Raw genomic sequence first — 16196 nt, 5'->3', positions numbered from 1 at the left:
CATGGGCGGCGGCATGGGACCGGGCGGGCGCGGGTCGCGCATCTCCTCCGGCGACACCGATCGGCAGCGCGAGCTCAACAGCGCGGCCCCGTCGATCCCCGACATCGGTCGGCGCATCGCCGAGCTGTTCCGTCCGTACCGGTGGCAGCTCGCCGTCATCATCGTGCTCGTGCTGCTCTCGGCGGCGCTCGCGATCCTGCCGCCGCTGCTCACCCAGCGCGTCTTCGACGACGGGCTCTTCCCCGTGGACGGCGGGGGTCCGCGCCTCGGGATCCTCGGCTGGCTCGTCGGCGCGATGATCGCGGTCTTCGTCGTCTCCTCCGGGATCGGGATCGTGCAGACCCGGTACACGGCGCGCGTGGGCAACCGGGTGATGGGGGATCTGCGGGTGCAGCTCTTCCGGCACCTGCAGTCGATGGAGCTCGGCTTCTTCACCCGCACGAAGACGGGGGTGATCCAGTCGCGGCTGCAGAACGACGTCGGCGGGGTCGCGAACGTGCTCACCAACACCGTGACGAACGTCGTCGGCAACACCGTCACGGTCATCTCGGCCGCCGTCGCCATGCTCGTGCTCAGCTGGGAGCTCACCCTCATCGCCCTTGTGCTGCTGCCGGTGCTCGTGATCGCGCAGCGGCGGGTGGGGCGGATCCGCGCGAAGATCGCCGGGAAGACCCAGGAGTCGCTCTCGGAGATGACCGCGATCACGCAGGAGGCGCTCTCGGTCTCCGGCGTGCTGCTCGCGAAGACCTACTCGCGGCAGAGCGACGAGACGGCCCGCTACGCCGCGGAGAACGCGCGGCAGATCGACCTGCAGGTGCGGCAGACGATGAGCGGCCAGGTCTTCTTCGCGCTCGTCCAGGTCTTCCTCTCGGCGGTCCCGGCGATCGTGTACCTCGTCTCCGGCTGGATCATCGCCGCGGCGCAGGGGGAGGGCTTCGAAGCCGGGATCACGGCCGGCACGATCGTCGCCTTCACGACGGTGCAGTCGCGGCTGCTCTTCCCGCTCATGGCGCTCATGCGGATCGCCCTCGACCTGCAGACCTCCCGAGCGCTCTTCGCGCGGATCTTCGAGTACCTCGACCTGCGCCCCGCGATCGTCGACGCCCCGGACGCCCGCGAGCCCTCCGATGCGCCCGGACGCGCCGGACGCATCGACTTCGACGCGGTCTCGTTCCGCTATCCCGACGCCGCCGCGGGCGACCGGCCGACCCTCGACGGGGTGACGTTCCACGTGGAACCGGGCGAGTTCGTCGCCTTCGTGGGGGCGTCGGGGTCGGGCAAGACGACGATCGGCAACCTGATCCCGCGCCTCTACGACGCGAGCGCGGGCGCGGTGCGCTACGGCGGGGACGACGTGCGCGAGCTCGCCCAGGAAGCGCTCATGGACCGCATCGGCGTCGTGACCCAGGAGCCGTACCTCTTCCACGCCTCCGTCGCGGCCAACCTCCGCTACGCGAAGCCCGACGCGAGCATCGAGGAGATCGAGCGAGCGGCCGGGCTCGCGAACATCCACGACACGATCGCGGGCTTCGCGGACGGCTACGACACGATCGTGGGGGAGCGCGGCTATCGGCTCTCCGGCGGAGAGAAGCAGCGCATCGCGATCGCGCGGGTCCTGCTGAAGAACCCGAGAGTGCTCGTGCTCGACGAGGCGACGAGCGCGCTCGACACGGTGAACGAGCGCATCGTGCAGCACGCGCTCGAGGACGCCCGCAGCGGGCGGACGACGATCGCGATCGCGCATCGCCTCTCGACCGTCGTCGACGCCGACCGCATCTACGTCATCGGCGCCGGGCGCATCCTCGAGGAGGGCACCCATGCCGAGCTCCTCGCGCTCGGCGGCGCCTACGCGGAGCTCTACGCCCAGCAGCAGTAGGATCGTGGCGTGCGCGCTACCAGTCGTCCCATCACGCAGTCGAGCAAGCTGAAGGGCGTCCGCTACGACGTGCGCGGCCCGATCCTGCAGGAGGCCGAGCGCCTCGAGCGGGCCGGGCACGAGATCCTGAAGCTCAACATCGGCAACCCGGCGCCCTTCGGCTTCGCGGCGCCGCCGGAGATCGTGGAGGAGCTCCGCGCCACCGTCGCGAGCGCGCAGGGCTACAGCGATTCGCGCGGGATCCTCCCGGCGCGCGAGGCGGTCGCCCGCGTCTACACGGAGGAGGGCGTCGCCGGGGTGGGGCCGGAGCAGGTGCTCATCGGCAACGGTGTGAGCGAGCTCATCTCGCTCGTGCTCCAGGCGCTCGTCGACGACGGCGACGAGATCCTCGTCCCGTCGCCCGACTACCCGCTGTGGACGGCGCAGGTCACGCTCTCCGGCGGCCGCGCCGTGCACTACCCCTGCGACGAGGCGAACGGCTGGATGCCCGATCTCGAGGCCATCGAGCGGCTCGTGACCCCGCGCACCAAGGGCATCGTCCTCATCAACCCGAACAACCCGACCGGCGCCGTCTACTCCGCGGAGCTCGTGCGCGGCTTCGCGGCCCTCGCCGAGCGCCACGGCCTCGTGCTCATGTCCGACGAGATCTACGACCGGATCCTCTACGACGGCGCGCGCCACGAGCACGCGGCGCTGCACGTGCGCGAGACGCTCTGCCTCACCTTCAGCGGACTCTCCAAGGCGCAGCGGGTGGCCGGGTACCGGGCCGGCTGGCTCGTCATCTCCGGGGATCGCGCCGTCGCCGGCGACTTCCTCGAGGGGCTCACCCTGCTCGCGAACATGCGGATGTGCGCGAACGTGCCCGCCCAGCACGCGATCCCGGTCGCGCTCGACCCCGCGTCGCGATGGTCGGGCATCGCGGAGCTCTGCGCCCCCGGCGGCAGGCTGCGCGAGCAGCGCGACGTCGCTCACCGGCTCCTCACGGCGATCCCGGGGGTGAGCTGCGCGCTGCCCGGCGGGGCCATGTACCTCTTCCCGAGGCTCGATCCCGAGGCCTATCCGATCGCCGACGACCAGGCCTTCGTGATCGAGCTCCTGCGCGCCACCCGCGTGCTCGTGACGAACGGCCGCGGCTTCAACCTCGCGACCCCCGACCACCTGCGATTCGTCACGCTGCCCGCGGTGCCGGTGCTCACGGAGGCGATCGGGCGGATCGCCGAGCATCTCGACGCCGTGCGCGTCGGCTGAAGCGGGAGCCGCGATGAACATCAGGATCCTCGCCGTCGGCAAGAAGCACGAGAGCTGGGTGGCCGAGGGCATCGAGCGCTACGGCAAGCGGCTGCGCAAGCCCTTCGACGCGGCGTGGCTGCTGCTGCCGCACTCGGCGCGGGAGCACGAGGCGGCGCGTGCCGAGGAGTCCGAGCGCATCCTCGCGAAGCTCGATCGCGACGCCTTCGTGGTGCTCCTCGACGAGCGCGGGCGCAACGTGGACTCGCCCGGCCTCTCGCGCACGCTGCAGGGGGCGTTCGACGCGGGCAGATCCGTGACCGCGGTGATCGGCGGGGCCTACGGGGTCGACGATCGGGTGCGCGCCCGGGCCGATTTCGTGTGGAGCCTGTCGGGGCTCGTCTTCCCCCACCAGCTCGTGCGGCTCGTGCTCGCCGAGCAGCTCTACCGCGCCCAGGAGATCGCGGCGGGGCGTCCCTACCACCACGTGTGAACGGCGGGGCTGCGGCGCGGGCGCGGGGCGCTGCGGGCACGCGCCGGGGCTGCGGAGCCGCGGAGCCCTCGCGCGTCGCTCCGGTGGGCCGTGCGGCTTCGGTGAGTCCGGATCGGCCCGATCGGACTCACCGAAGCCGCATCGCCGACGGAAGCCGCGCTGCAGAGGCCCGCGGGCCGCGGCCGCTCAGTAGCCGAGCCGGGCGCGGAGGTCGTTGAGCAGCTGGGAGGAGCGCAGCGCGGAGTCGGGGGCCACGGCGGAGATGCCCTGCGCGAGGACGTCCGCGACGAGGATCCCCGCGAGGCCGTCTGAGGTGAGCCCGGTCGGGGTGTGCGGTGCGATGAGCGTCGCGTCGACGCGGTCGGCGAGGCGGTCGCCGAGCTCGTCGGTGATGAGGATGCGGCTCGCCCCGACGAGCGATGCGTGGTCGAGCAGCACGTTGATATCCCGGGTCACCCGGCCGGGGGCGAAGACCACGAGGGCGTCCTTCACCCCCATGCTCATCGCCTCGTCGGCGAGCCGGAAGCCGTCGGAGTCGAGACTGCGCGTCGCGAGCCCCGTGCGGCGGAGCCGGAGGGCGAGATGCCCGGCGGCGATGCCGGAGGCGCCGAGCCCGTAGCAGTAGACGGTCTCGGCGCGCACGAGCCGGTTGATCGCGGCGGAGTACGCGTCGTCGTCGTTGGCGGAGGCGGCGAGCTCGACGAGCGACGCCGCCTCCTCCCACACCTCCTGCTGGATGCGCGCGAGGTCCTGGCCGATGAGGTCGAGCCGGTGCTTCAACCGGACGTCGGGGGCGACGGTGCTCGTGAACGGCGCCGCCACCTCCTGCTTCAGCTGCGACAGCCCCGAGTACCCCAGACGCTGGAGGGTGCGCACGACGGAGGCGTTCGAGGTGCCGCTCTGCGTGCCGAGCTCGGCGGCGCTCGCGTAGAGCAGGCGTTCCGCCGACGTCGCGGAGAGCACCCGGCACACGGCCCGCTCCGACTTCGAGAGCTCGTCCCACGCCCCGGAGATCCGCTCGCGGAGCCCGGCGAGGGCCGGGTTGTCCGTATCGGTTGTTACAAACGATTCCATTGATGTATCATTCTGTTCTAAACGAGGATCATCCGTAACGGATGTTCCAATCATCTTCCCGGCAACGCCGGAAATGCGCAAGACGTATCGCGCACGACAGGGAGGTCGCATGGCAGCCACGACGCCGATCCGCACGATCGAGATCAGCGGAGCGCCCCGTGAGCGCGGTCGGCAGTACGGCGAGGCCGCGGCGGATCTCATCGCCGACGCCATCGCCTACTACACCGAGGCGCTCACGCAGCAGACGGGGATGAGCTGGGCAGCCATCACGGACTCCGTCTCGCAGTGGCTCCCCGTGAGCGAGCGGCACGCCCCGCACCTCGTCGAGGAGATGCGGGGGATCGCCGAAGGGGCGGGCGTGGCGTTCGCCGAGATCCTCACCCTCAACGTCCGCGGCGAGTTCGTCTACAACCATCAGGCGAACGCCGCGCCGAGCCCGCCGCCGGAGCCCGAGGCCGATGAGGAGCGCGACGCGGTCGACGGCTGCACCTCCTTCTTCCTCACCGGCCGCGCGAGCGGGACCGGGCACACCCTCGTCGGCCAGAACTGGGACTGGCGCACGCGCACGGCCGGCACGACGCTCATCGTCCGCATCGTGCAGGATCCGCTGCCGACGATCATCATGCAGCTCGAGGCGGGGCAGGTCGGCCGGCACGGCGCGAACTCCGCGGGCATCGCCCTCAACGCCAACGGGCTCGGCGGCAGCTTCGGCTCCGGCATCGGGCTGCCCCAGACGCTCATCCGGCGCCTGGTCCTCGACCACGGCGAGATCGCCGCGGCGCTCAAGACGCTCGTGAAGACCCGGCCGCACATCGCGAGCAACGCGCTGCTCGCGCACCGCAGCGGGTTCGGCATCGACCTGGAGACGACCCCGGGCGGCGTGGACTGGCTCTACCCCGCGGACGGCCTGCTCGCGCACACGAATCACTTCCAGGCCTCGGTCCCGCCGCAGCTCGCGGGCTCCTACCGACCCGTCTCCGCCGATTCGCTGCTGCGCCTGCCGCGCGTCACCGCCGGGCTCGCGCGGGTCGCCGGGGCGACGTCCACCGCGGAGAGCCTGGCGCTCGTGCGCGCCGCGATGTCCGACCATCTCGGCTACCCCGAGGGCGTCTGCACCCACCCGCATCCCGATGCGCCGGCCGTGAAGCAGTGGTCCACGCTGCTCTCGAGCTGCGTGGACCTCACGACCGGCGAGTACCGCATCGCGAACGGCTTCCCCTGCGAAACGCCGTACGAGCTGCTGCCCTGGAACCTCTACGACGGGCCGGGCGATCCGTTCGCGGCGCACGCCCCGTCACCGACCGCACCCTGACCCCGATGAGGAGACGAAATTCGATGAAGAACACGCATCATCCCCTGGGACTGGCCGCCGCGACCGTGAGCGTCGCGGCGCTCGCGCTCACCGGCTGCAGCTCCGGCGGCGCCGACGACGGGGCCGCCGCCGCGATCGAGGCCCCCTTCGCCGCCGAGACGCCCGCCGCGAGCGGCCCGCTCGACCGTGCGACCTGGATGCTCGGCGGCGAGCCGACCACGCTCGACGCCGACATCGACGCCACGACCGCCGACGACACGATCCTCGCGAACGTGTGCGACCGCCTCATGCGCGTCCAGCCCGACCTCAGCCTCGGGCAGGGCATCGCCTCCGCGGCCGAGTGGGCGGACGACACGCACCTCGTCTTCACGATCCGGCAGGACGCCGTCTTCCACGACGGCAGCCCCGTCAGCACCGCCGACGTGCTCTGGAGCCTGCAGCGCCACGCTGCGGAGGGGGCCGCGGAGTCCGACGAGTACGCGAACGTGGTCGCGATGGAGCAGACCGCCGCGGACGAGATCACGATCACGACCTCCCAGCCGGACGCGATCCTGCTGCAGGCCATGGCCGGGGACGGCGGCATCGTCTGGAACCCCCGCGTCATCGAGGCCGAGGGCGACGCCTTCGGCGGCCCCGGCGCCGCCTCGGCGTGCAGCGGCCCCTACGAGGTGACGGCGTGGGAGGCGGGCTCCTCGCTCACCATCACCAAGTTCGCCGACTACTGGGACCCCGAGGTCGATGCGCTGACCGACGAGGTCGTCTTCCGCTGGGCCGAGGAGTCGGCGATCGCCAACAGCCTCACCACGGGCGAGGCCCAGGGCGCCTACCTCGAGAACGCGGGCGCCGCGACGAGCTTCGCCGGCAGCACGGACGTCTCCGTCTTCCAGGGGCCGTCGACGAACGCCTGGGTGCTCGAGGCGACGGACCGCGGCGCGCTCGGCGACGAGCGGATCCGGAAGGCCCTCTCCCTCGCCCTCGACCGCGAGGGCATCGCGACGGCGGCCTTCGGCGGGCTCGCGAAGCCCTGGAAGACGCCGGTCGGCTCCGGCGCCTGGGGCTATGAGGCCGAGGCGTTCGAGGCGGCCTACGACGCGCTCGAGGGAGCGCCCGCGAAGCCGGGCGAGGACGACCTCGCCGCAGCGGAGGCGCTCGTCGCCGAGGCCGGAGGGCCCGAGGAGACGATCGTCGTCGCCTCGAACGGCTCCTCCTCGCACAACGTCATCGCGAACGCCCTCGTCGCCGCGGCGAAGTCCATCGGCCTCGAGGCGGAGATCCTCGTCGTCCCGCAGGTGCAGTACGGCGACTTCTACTCAGACGCGGAGCTGCGCGGACAGGCCGATCTGTGGCCCGACGAGTACTACATCTCGAAGAACGACCCGCTCGGCTTCTACAAGAACGGCAAGTCCGACGCGAGCGTGAACTTCACCGGCTTCGCCGACCCCGAGTACGACGAGCTCGTCGCCGCCGGCTACGCGGCGACGGACGACGCCGAGCGCGCGGAGATCACCATCGAGCTGCAGCAGCGCTGGGTCGACCACGCCGTCTGGATCCCGGTCGTGGCGACTCCGGCGACGCTCATCATGGCGAACGACGTCACCGGCGTCCCCTCCTCAGCGGCCTACATCTACACCCCGTGGGCGGCCTCGCTCGGCAGCGCGGAGCGCTGATCCCGATGTCCCACGCGATCCGCAAGCTCGCCGGCATGATCCTCACGCTGGTGATCGCCTCCTTCATCATCTTCGCGGCGATGTTCGCCGCTCCGGGGGATCCGGTCACCTTCCTGATCGGCAACCCCGAGAACTTGACCCCGGAGCGGATCGCGAGCGTCCGGGCCCAGTACCACCTCGACGAGCCGCTGCTCGCGCAGTACTGGCACTGGGCCTCGGGCGCGCTCACCGGGGACTTCGGGCAGTCCTTCCAGTACCACCAGCCCGTGAGCGCGCTGCTCGCGGCCCGGGTGCCCGTCACGCTCGCGCTCGTCGGCTACGCCGCCGTGATCCTCGCGGTCGTGGGGATCGGCCTCGGGGTCCTCGCTGCCGTGCGGCGCGGTCGGGCGACCGACACGCTCGTCGTCGGCGGCACGACGCTGGCCGCGAGCATCCCCTCCTTCGTGCTCGGCATCGCCTTCGTCGCGCTCTTCGCCGTGCAGCTGCGGTGGTTCCCCGTCGCCGGCGCCGGCTCGGGCGGGGTCGATCGGCTCGTCTCCCTCACCCTCCCCGCCCTCACGCTGTCGATCACCGCGCTCGCGATCGTGAGCCGGGTCACCCGGCAATCGATGATCGAGCAGTTCACCTCCGAGCACGTCGAAGCGGCGCGCGCGACCGGACTGCGCGAGCGCTTCATCGTCCGCGATCACGTGCTGCGCGGATCCTGGGGGCCGATCATCACGATGGTCGCCCTCGTGATCGCCAGCATGATCGCGGGCACCGTCGCGGTCGAGACCGTCTTCGGGCTCTCGGGAGTGGGCTCGCTCCTCGTCGACGCGATCAACACCCACGACTTCCCCGTGGTGCAGGCCGTGCTCCTTTTCATGGTCGTCGCCTACATGGTGGTCACGACGATCGTCGACCTCCTGCTGCCCGTGCTCGACCCCCGCATCGACCGAAGGAAGGTGACCGCGTGACCGCGCTCCTGTCCCCGCGCCTGCGCTCCCGGAAGCGCCGCGGTTCCGCCGTCGGGTTCTGGGTCGCCGCCGGCTTCCTCGCGCTCGTCGTGCTCGCGGCCCTCCTCGGCCCCCTGCTCGCGCCCTACGCGTCCGACGAGATCGACTTCGCGGCCATCTGGGCGCCGCCGAGCGCGCAGCACCTGCTGGGGACCGACCAGCTCGGGCGCGACCTCTTCTCCCGGCTCCTCATCGGCACGGGGGAGACGCTGCTCGGACCCGTGCTGCTGCTCGCGCTCGCGACCGTCATCGGCGTCGCGATCGGCGTCCTCGCCGCGTGGCGCGGCGGCTGGGTCGACACGCTCCTCGCGCGCGTCACGGATGTCATGTTCGCCTTCCCCGGCCTGCTGTTCGTCGTGCTCGTGATCGCGGTCTTCGGCAAGGGCCCCGCCACCGCGGTCGTCGCCCTCGCCCTCGCGTACGCGCCGGTGATCGCGAAGTACACGCGCAGCCTCGCCCTCAGCGAGATGGCGCGGCCCTACATCGACGCCTATCGCGTGCAGGGTCAGGGCGGGCTCTCGATCTGCCTCCGCGGCGTCGTGCCGAACCTCCTCCCCGCGCTCGTGGGCTACCTCGTCGTCCTCTTCGGCGAGGCGCTCATGAGCCTCGCGACGCTGAGCTTCCTCGGCTTCGGCGCCCAGCCGCCGAGCTCCGAGTGGGGCCTCATGGTCCAGGAGGGCCAGGCGGGCATCATCCAGGGCCACTTCCTCCCGACGCTCGTGCCCGGCGCGGCCATCGCGCTCGTCGTCATCGCGGTGAACGTCGCGGGCGTGCGCGTCGCCGACCGACTCCTCGCGAAAGGGTGAGCGATGCTCCTCGACATCACGAATCTCGAGCTCGCCTTCGCGGCGGGCCCCTCCGATCCCGGCGCCGATCCGACGCCGATCCTCCGCGGGATCAGCCTCGGCGTCGACCGCGGCGAGCTCGTCGGCCTGGTCGGCGAGTCCGGCTCGGGGAAATCGACCACGGTGCGGGCGGCGCTCCGGCTGTACGGCGATGAGGCGCGGATCTCGGGCAGCATCCGCGTCGACGGCGTGGAGATGGTCGGCGCCGATCCCGCCACTCGGCGCCGCGTGCGCGCCGAGTCCGTGGCGCTCGTGCAGCAGGATCCGCGCGCGGCGCTCAACCCCGTGCGCCGCATCGGCGACTCCCTGGCCGAGCGGCTCGTCCGCGTCCACGGCTGGAGCCGTGGACGCGCCGACGAACGGATCCGCGAGCTGCTCGGCGCCGTCGGGCTGAGTCAGCCCGAGCGCCGCATGCGGCAGTATCCGCACGAGCTCTCGGGCGGCATGCTGCAGCGCGTCGTCATCGCCGCGGCGCTGAGCACGGACCCGGCGCTCATCCTCGCCGATGAGGCGACGAGCGCGCTCGACGTGACCACGCAGGCCGAGATCATCGCGATCTTCCAGCGGCAGATCCGCGAACGCGGGCTCGGCATGCTCTTCATCACCCACGATCTCCACCTCGCCGCCGCGATCTGCGACCGGATCCATGTGCTGCGGCACGGGGAGATCGTCGAGACGCTGGCGAAGCCCGGCCTCTTCGCCGAGGCCGCCCATCCCTATACGCGCTCCCTCATCGAGGCCGCGCCCGTGCTTGCCCCGAAGGAGCCGTCATGAGCCTCGTCGAAGTCTCCGAGCTGCACCGCGTGTTCCGCATGGGGCGCGGCGCCGAGGATGTCACCGCCGTCAACCGGGTGAGCTTCGCCATCGAGCCGGGCGAGGCCCTCGGGCTCGTGGGGGAGTCGGGATCGGGCAAGTCGACGATCGCGCGGATCCTCGTCGGCCTCGAGCACGCGGACGACGGCAGCGCCGTGATCGACGGCGTCGACCGCCTGCGGCCGGCCAGGAGCCGCGCCGAGCGCCTCGCCCGGGCCCGTGCCGTGCAGATGGTGTTCCAGGATCCGAACGGCTCGCTCGACCGCCGACTCACCGTCGAGGAGACGCTGCGCCGCGCGATCCGCCTGCACGACCGCGGCGCGGACGTCTCCGCGGGCGCCCTGGCCGCGCTGCTCGACCGGGTGCGGCTGACCGAGCGGCACGCGCGGGCGAAGCCGCACGAGCTCTCGGGCGGGCAGCGGCAGCGGGTCGCGATCGCGCGGGCGCTGGCGGTGTCGCCGAAGCTCGTCGTCCTCGACGAGGCGGTGTCCGCCCTCGACGTGTCCGTGCAGGCGCAGGTGCTCGAGCTCCTCGCCGAGATCCAACGCGAATCCGGCGTGAGCTATCTCTTCGTGAGCCACGACCTCGCCGTCATCCGCGAGCTGTGCTCCCGGGTGCTCGTGCTCTTCCGCGGGACCGTGGTCGAGCAGGGGGAGACGGCGCGCGTGCTCTCCGCCCCCGAGCACCCGTACTCCCGGCTGCTCATCGCCTCCACGCCGGGGCCCGGGTGGGACCCCGAGCGGGTGGTGCGCGAGCGCATGAGCTTCACCCAGCGGATGGAGGCGGTCGCCGAGGGCGGGTGAGGGCGCTCGGCCGGGTGCCTGGGGGCTGGGTGCTGCGGGGCTGGGTGCTGCGGGGCCGGGTGCTGGGTGTGCTGCGGGGCCGGGTGTGCTGCGGGGCCGGGCGCGGGGGACGCGCCGGGATCCGCCGCTGCGGTTCCGACGTGCGCTCCGTCGGCGATGCGGCTTCGGTGAGTCAGGATCGGCCCGATCGGGCTCACCGAAGCCGCATTGCCGACGGAAGCCGCGCGGGATCGGCCCCGGGCGGCGGGCGGGCGGCGCCAGGAGATCCCGATCGCGTAAGAACTTGCACAATGGTGTGAAAGTTCTTACGATGGGGGGATGACCACCCGCACCCCCGCGCGCCGCCGGGACGCCGAGGCGAACCGCGCCGCGATCCTCGCCGCCGCCACCGAGCTGCTCGCGCGCGACCCCGGCGCGTCCCTCGATGCCATCGCGACAGCCGCCGGCCTCAGCCGGCGCGCCCTGTACGGCCACTTCGCCGACCGCGGCGCGCTCACGGCGGCCGTCATCGCGCAGGGAGCCGAGCGCTTCAACGAGATCGCCCGCGCGCAGCGCGCCGACGCCGAGGCCGCCGCGGAGCCGCTGCTCGCGCTCGCCGCGCTGGCCGCCGAGCTCTGGGAGGCGGCGGTGCACGTGCACGCCCTCGCGGCCCTGGCCCTCGACGAGCAGCACCTCGCCGCGAGCGCCGCCGCCCTCGCGCCGGTGCGCGCGCGCCTGCTCGAGATCTGCCGCGCCGGTCGCGCGGACGGCGCGATCCGCGCGGACGTCCCCGCTCGGGTCACCGCCCGGCTCATCGAGGAGGTCGTGCGCGGCGCCGTCATGCGGATCGATCCCGCGGAGGCGACCCGCCACGCGCTCGCGCCCCGCGCGGCGCTCAGCGCCGCAGGTCTCGGCTGGCGCGAGGCCGAGGCGCTCCTCGCGCGCCTCCCGCGACGCGCTTCGGCGCGGCCGGCGCCCGGCGGGCCCGGTGGATCCGGCGCGGCCGACGCGGCCGACACGGCCGGCGGGCTCGATGCGGTCGGCGGGCTCGATGGGGCTGGCGGGGTCGACGCGGTCGGCGGTCCCGGCGGATCCGCCGCGGTCGATGCACCCGCGGCAACCGATGCGCCCGGAGCGCCCAGTGCGCCCGGTGCGCCCGCAGCGGACGAGGGGGCGCGGCGATGAGGATCGAGCTGCGGGAGGTCACGAAGGGCGCGCGCGCCAGGATCCTCGCCCCCACCTCCGCCGTCGTCTCCTCCGGCGAGGCCGTGCTCGTGCAGGCCGAGACGGAGCAGCGGCCGACGGTCCTCGGGCTCATCGCCTCGGGGCGCATGCGGCCCGACTCCGGCGCCGTGCTCGTCGAGGACGGCGACCGGCTCTCCGGCGCGGCGGCGCGGCGGCGTCTCCGCCGGACCTCCGCGCTCGTCGACGCGCCGACCGTGAGCGAGCCCGACCGCGATGTGCTCGCCGTGGGCGTCGTCACCGAGGAGCTCATGTTCGCCGGTCGGCCCGCGAACCCCATCACCGCGCGGCGCTGGATGCACGAGCACGGCTTCGAGGACCTCGTCGGCGTGCCGATCGGGCAGGTGGAGCCGTCCCGGCGCATCCGGATGCTCTGCGAGCTCGCGGCGAGCCGTCCGGGGGTCCGGGCGCTCGTGCTCGTCGCCCCCGATCGCCACGGCGGTCGGCCCCGGATCTGGTGGCGGATCGCCGAGGAGCTCGCGGGGCGCGGTCTCGCCGTGCTCGTCATCGCGGGCCGCGCCTCCTGGGAGGTGCTGCACGGGGAGGGTCCCGATCCCGCACCCGCGGAGGTCCCCGCCTCGGACCATGCGGAGCTCCCGGCCCAGGTCCCGACCCAGATCCCGCCCCAGCGCCCGGCCGCCGATTCCGCGTCGCGATCGCACCCGCTCGCCGGATCCCCCGGATCCCCTGAATCTCACGAACCGCTCGAGTCGTCCGAAGGGAGCGCCGCATGAAGATCGCGCAGATCGTCACCGCCGAGTTCCGGCGGCTCCTCTCCAGCAAGATGTCCGTGCTCGCGCTCGTGGCGCTCGTCTGCGTGCCCATCCTGTACGGCGGCCTGTACCTCTGGGCGAATCAGGATCCCTACGGGAAGCTCTCGCAGGTGCCCGTGGCGCTCGTCGTCGAGGACGACGGCGCGACGGTCTCCGGCAGCGCGCGCAACATCGGCGAGGAGGTCGCCGAGCAGTTGCTCGACAGCGACACCTTCGACTGGCACGCCGTCGACCGGGGCGCCGCCGAGGCCGGCCTCGACGACGGGGGCTACGACTTCGCGGTCGAGATCCCGAGCGACTTCACGGAGGCCATCGCCTCGATCCAGGGCGACGAGCCGCGCGCGGCCGACATCGTCCTGCTCACCAACGACGCCAACAACTACCTCGCGTCGACCATCGGCAAACAGGCCGTCGAGAGGATCCGCACGACCGTCACGGAGACCGTCGTGCACGAGGCGGGGCTGACCATGCTCGACGCGCTCAACACGATCCGGCTCAGCCTCGTCGACGCGGCGGACGGCGCCGCGCAGCTCCACGACGGGCTCGGCGACGCCGTTGACGGCTCGGGCGAGCTCGCCGACGGCGCGACCCGGCTCGCTGACGGGACGGCCGAGATCCACGAGGGGGCGGCGCGGCTCTCCGCGGGCAGTGTGAGCATCCACGACGGCGCCGCGCGCCTCGCGGACGGGAACGCCCAGCTGGCCTCCGGCCTCACCGAGCTCTCCGGCGGCGCGGAGCAGCTGCGCGGCGGCACCGCGCAGATCGCGGCCGTCGCGGACGCGGTCGACGACGCCGTACAGGGCGCCGCCGGCCAGCTCCCGACGCTCCGCGAGGACCTCCGTGCGGCCCTCGCCGAGCGCGGGCTCAGCGAGGCCGAGATCTCCGAGGTGCTCGCCCGGCTCGACCCCGTCGCGGCGACGCTCATCGACGCGGCCGGACGCGTGCAGGGCGCCCGCGCGCAGATCGAACAGCTCGATGCCGGGGCCGGGCAGCTCGTCGACGGGGCGACGCAGCTCTCCGCCGGCGCCCAGACCGCCGCGAGCGGGGCGTCCGAGCTCTCCGCCGCCACGGCCACCGCGGACTCCGGCGCCGCGGAACTCGACGCGGCCACCGGCACCGCGGCCACGGGCGCGGCGACGCTCCGCGATGGCATCGGCACGCTCGCCGCCGGGCTCGAGTCGGCCGAGAGCGGCGCGGCCGAGCTCGCCTCCGGCCTCGCCGACGGCGCCGCCGAGCTCCCCGACGCGGATGCGGACACGCGGCAGGCGCAGGCCGAGACGCTCGGCGCACCGGTCGAGGTGCGCTCCGACGCCGTGACGCAGGCGCAGAACTACGGGGCCGGCCTCGCGCCCTTCTTCGCGGCCCTCGCCGCCTGGATCGGCATCTACGCGCTCTTCCTCATCGTGAAGCCCATCTCCAAGCGCGCGGTGACCGCGCTCAACGCGCCCGTGCGGGTCACGCTCGCGGGCTGGGCCACCCCGGCGCTCCTCGGGGGGCTGCAGATGCTCGGCCTCTTCGGCGTGCTCGCCATCACGCTCGGCTTCCAGTTCGCGAACCCGCTCGCGACCTTCGGGCTGCTCGTGTGCGCCTCGGCGACGTACAGCGCCATCATTCTCGCGCTCAACGTCTGGCTCGGCTCCGTCGGCCAGTTCATCGGCCTCGTGCTCATGGTCCTGCAACTCGTGACCGCCGGCGGCACCTTCCCCTGGCAGACCCTCCCCGCACCACTCGCGGCGCTCCACCACGTGCTCCCCATGGGCTACGTCGTGGATGCGATGCGGCAGGTGATGTACGGCGGCGCCGGATGGGATCGCGTCGGCGGGGACGTCGCCGTGATCGCGCTGTGGCTCGTCGCGGCGCTCGCCGCCGCCATGGCCGGCGTGGCCAGGCAGACGCGGCGGCGCACGCTCAGGGACCTGCAGCCGAGTCTCATCGGGTAGGGGAGACCAACCCCTCCCTATGTCGGTGGTCCCTGCTGTGATGGAGGCATGAACCCCTTCCGCCTCTCCACCCGGCTGCAGGCGCCCGTGCGCGGGCGTCGTGCGGTGCGGCTCGTCCCCGGGGCCGACGGCGCCGCGTCGCCCGCGGCCGCGCCTGCCGCGGCTCGCGAATCCGCCGTCGCGGTGCCGGTGCCCTGGCGGGTCGTCGCGCGCTCGCCCGCCGGCGTGGTCGAGGTGGAGCACCGGGGCGAGTCCGCGCTCCATTCGGTGCGGTTCGCGCTGGCCGGGGCCGGCATGCTCGGGCTGTCGCTGCCTCGGACTGTCTTCCCGGGGGAGCGGCTGCGCGTGGCGCTGCGGGGGACGCGGGGCGACGCCGCCGTGGAGTCTCCCGACGCGATGCTCGTACTGCGCTGGTTCCAGCCCGACGGAACGGAGCTGCTGTGGCCGATCGCGCTCTGAATGCGGGTCCTTCGCAGGGGTGCGCGGCGTCCCGGAGAGGGCGCGCGGCCGTGCTCGGACGGCTCCGCGAGGGCATCCGGACGGCTCCACGCGCGACACGCCGGGGGAGGGGTGCCGAGCGAAAAATTCCGGGGCTCCCGAAGCTGTGGATAACCCTCGGAAAGGGGCGGAACTCCGCCGAAAGTTCTCCCCAAGATCGGGCTCCCGGCGGTGGAGAGGCGGTGGAAAACTACATTCGTGTAACTACATCATGTTGTGGTCGGCTCCGGTATGATTCACTATATGTAGTGCCTCGGACGGGGCCGACGAGTTTCGAGAGAAGGGCGTGACATGGCCATCACGGTATACACCAAGCCGTCGTGCGTGCAGTGCACCGCGACGTACCGGGCGCTCGACAGCAAGGGCATCGAGTACGACGTGCTCGACCTCTCGCAGGACGCCGGCGCGCTGGAAGCGGTGAAGGAGCTCGGCTACCTGCAGGCTCCCGTGGTGGTGACGGACGACGAGCACTGGTCGGGCTTCCGCCCCGACAAGATTTCGGAGCTCGCCAGCCGTCTCGCGTAATCGCGTCGGCGCGATCGGCGCCCGCCCGGCGGAGCCATGATCGCATCCGTTCGAACGATACCGTTCCCGAACCGCCCACGGCGTCCGGAGGCCTCGGCCCCGGGTCGCCGGGGGCGGTTCCGTAGCACCGAGGA

At 72.9% G+C, this 16196-nt stretch carries 15 protein-coding genes; 14 read left to right on the top strand and 1 reads right to left on the bottom strand.

The features are described 5' to 3' along the window. Position 1: 1 nt before the first annotated feature. Genes MUN78_RS14050 through rlmH form a run of 3 tightly spaced genes read left to right on the top strand, consistent with a single transcriptional unit; the run spans position 2 to position 3596 of the window. A complete protein-coding gene (locus MUN78_RS14050) occupies positions 2 to 1876 on the top strand; it encodes an ABC transporter ATP-binding protein (protein ID WP_244730106.1) in 1875 nt (624 codons plus the stop codon). A 9-nt stretch (positions 1877 to 1885) separates the two neighbouring features. Further along, a complete protein-coding gene (locus MUN78_RS14045; RefSeq protein ID WP_244727232.1) occupies positions 1886 to 3124 on the top strand; it encodes a pyridoxal phosphate-dependent aminotransferase in 1239 nt (412 codons plus the stop codon). Positions 3125 to 3137: 13 nt separating this feature from the next. After that, positions 3138 to 3596: a 23S rRNA (pseudouridine(1915)-N(3))-methyltransferase RlmH gene (gene rlmH, locus MUN78_RS14040; RefSeq protein WP_244727231.1), complete on the top strand. Its 459-nt coding sequence runs from the start codon at positions 3138 to 3140 to the stop codon at positions 3594 to 3596. 186 nt (positions 3597 to 3782) lie between these two features. Here the strand turns inward: rlmH and MUN78_RS14035 are convergent, their stop codons facing one another. Next, complete coding sequence (locus MUN78_RS14035; RefSeq protein ID WP_244727229.1) at positions 3783 to 4670, bottom strand: MurR/RpiR family transcriptional regulator; 888 nt, start codon at positions 4668 to 4670, stop codon at positions 3783 to 3785. Positions 4671 to 4779: 109 nt separating this feature from the next. Here MUN78_RS14035 and MUN78_RS14030 point away from each other — a divergent pair, with 109 nt between their 5' ends. From MUN78_RS14030 to nrdH, 11 genes are all read left to right on the top strand, one after another. After that, positions 4780 to 5982, top strand: a complete 1203-nt coding sequence (locus tag MUN78_RS14030; RefSeq protein ID WP_244691621.1) for a C45 family autoproteolytic acyltransferase/hydrolase — start codon at positions 4780 to 4782, stop codon at positions 5980 to 5982. Between the two features lie 23 nt (positions 5983 to 6005). Continuing rightward, positions 6006 to 7649, top strand: a complete 1644-nt coding sequence (locus MUN78_RS14025; protein WP_244727227.1) for an ABC transporter substrate-binding protein — start codon at positions 6006 to 6008, stop codon at positions 7647 to 7649. A gap of 5 nt (positions 7650 to 7654) precedes the next feature. Continuing rightward, entirely contained in the window at positions 7655 to 8605 is a 951-nt protein-coding gene (locus tag MUN78_RS14020) for an ABC transporter permease (RefSeq protein WP_244727225.1), read from the top strand. Beyond that, complete coding sequence (locus tag MUN78_RS14015) at positions 8602 to 9450, top strand: ABC transporter permease (protein ID WP_244727223.1); 849 nt, start codon at positions 8602 to 8604, stop codon at positions 9448 to 9450. The genes MUN78_RS14020 and MUN78_RS14015 overlap by 4 nt, the downstream gene beginning before the upstream one ends. Positions 9451 to 9453: 3 nt before the next feature. Beyond that, positions 9454 to 10263, top strand: coding sequence for an ABC transporter ATP-binding protein (locus MUN78_RS14010; RefSeq protein ID WP_244727222.1), 810 nt, complete (start codon positions 9454 to 9456; stop codon positions 10261 to 10263). Beyond that, a complete protein-coding gene (locus MUN78_RS14005; RefSeq protein ID WP_244727220.1) occupies positions 10260 to 11105 on the top strand; it encodes an ABC transporter ATP-binding protein in 846 nt (281 codons plus the stop codon). The genes MUN78_RS14010 and MUN78_RS14005 overlap by 4 nt, the downstream gene beginning before the upstream one ends. 318 nt (positions 11106 to 11423) lie before the next feature. Continuing rightward, complete coding sequence (locus tag MUN78_RS14000; RefSeq protein ID WP_244727218.1) at positions 11424 to 12269, top strand: TetR family transcriptional regulator; 846 nt, start codon at positions 11424 to 11426, stop codon at positions 12267 to 12269. Next, complete coding sequence (locus tag MUN78_RS13995) at positions 12266 to 13060, top strand: phospholipase D-like domain-containing protein (RefSeq protein ID WP_244727216.1); 795 nt, start codon at positions 12266 to 12268, stop codon at positions 13058 to 13060. The genes MUN78_RS14000 and MUN78_RS13995 overlap by 4 nt, the downstream gene beginning before the upstream one ends. After that, a complete protein-coding gene (locus MUN78_RS13990; protein WP_244727215.1) occupies positions 13057 to 15039 on the top strand; it encodes a YhgE/Pip family protein in 1983 nt (660 codons plus the stop codon). Before MUN78_RS13995 ends, MUN78_RS13990 begins: the two co-directional genes overlap by 4 nt. A gap of 48 nt (positions 15040 to 15087) precedes the next feature. Next, positions 15088 to 15498 (top strand): hypothetical protein, encoded by a 411-nt coding sequence (locus tag MUN78_RS13985; RefSeq protein ID WP_244727213.1) that lies wholly within the window; start codon positions 15088 to 15090, stop codon positions 15496 to 15498. Between the two features lie 330 nt (positions 15499 to 15828). Continuing rightward, positions 15829 to 16062: a glutaredoxin-like protein NrdH gene (gene nrdH / locus MUN78_RS13980; RefSeq protein ID WP_244691604.1), complete on the top strand. Its 234-nt coding sequence runs from the start codon at positions 15829 to 15831 to the stop codon at positions 16060 to 16062. Positions 16063 to 16196: the final 134 nt, after the last annotated feature.

This window comes from Leucobacter allii, assembly GCF_022919155.1.
GTDB lineage: Bacteria > Actinomycetota > Actinomycetes > Actinomycetales > Microbacteriaceae > Leucobacter > Leucobacter allii.
The sequence above is the reverse complement of the archived record's forward strand: the minus strand, read 5'-3'. Positions and strand labels throughout refer to the sequence as shown.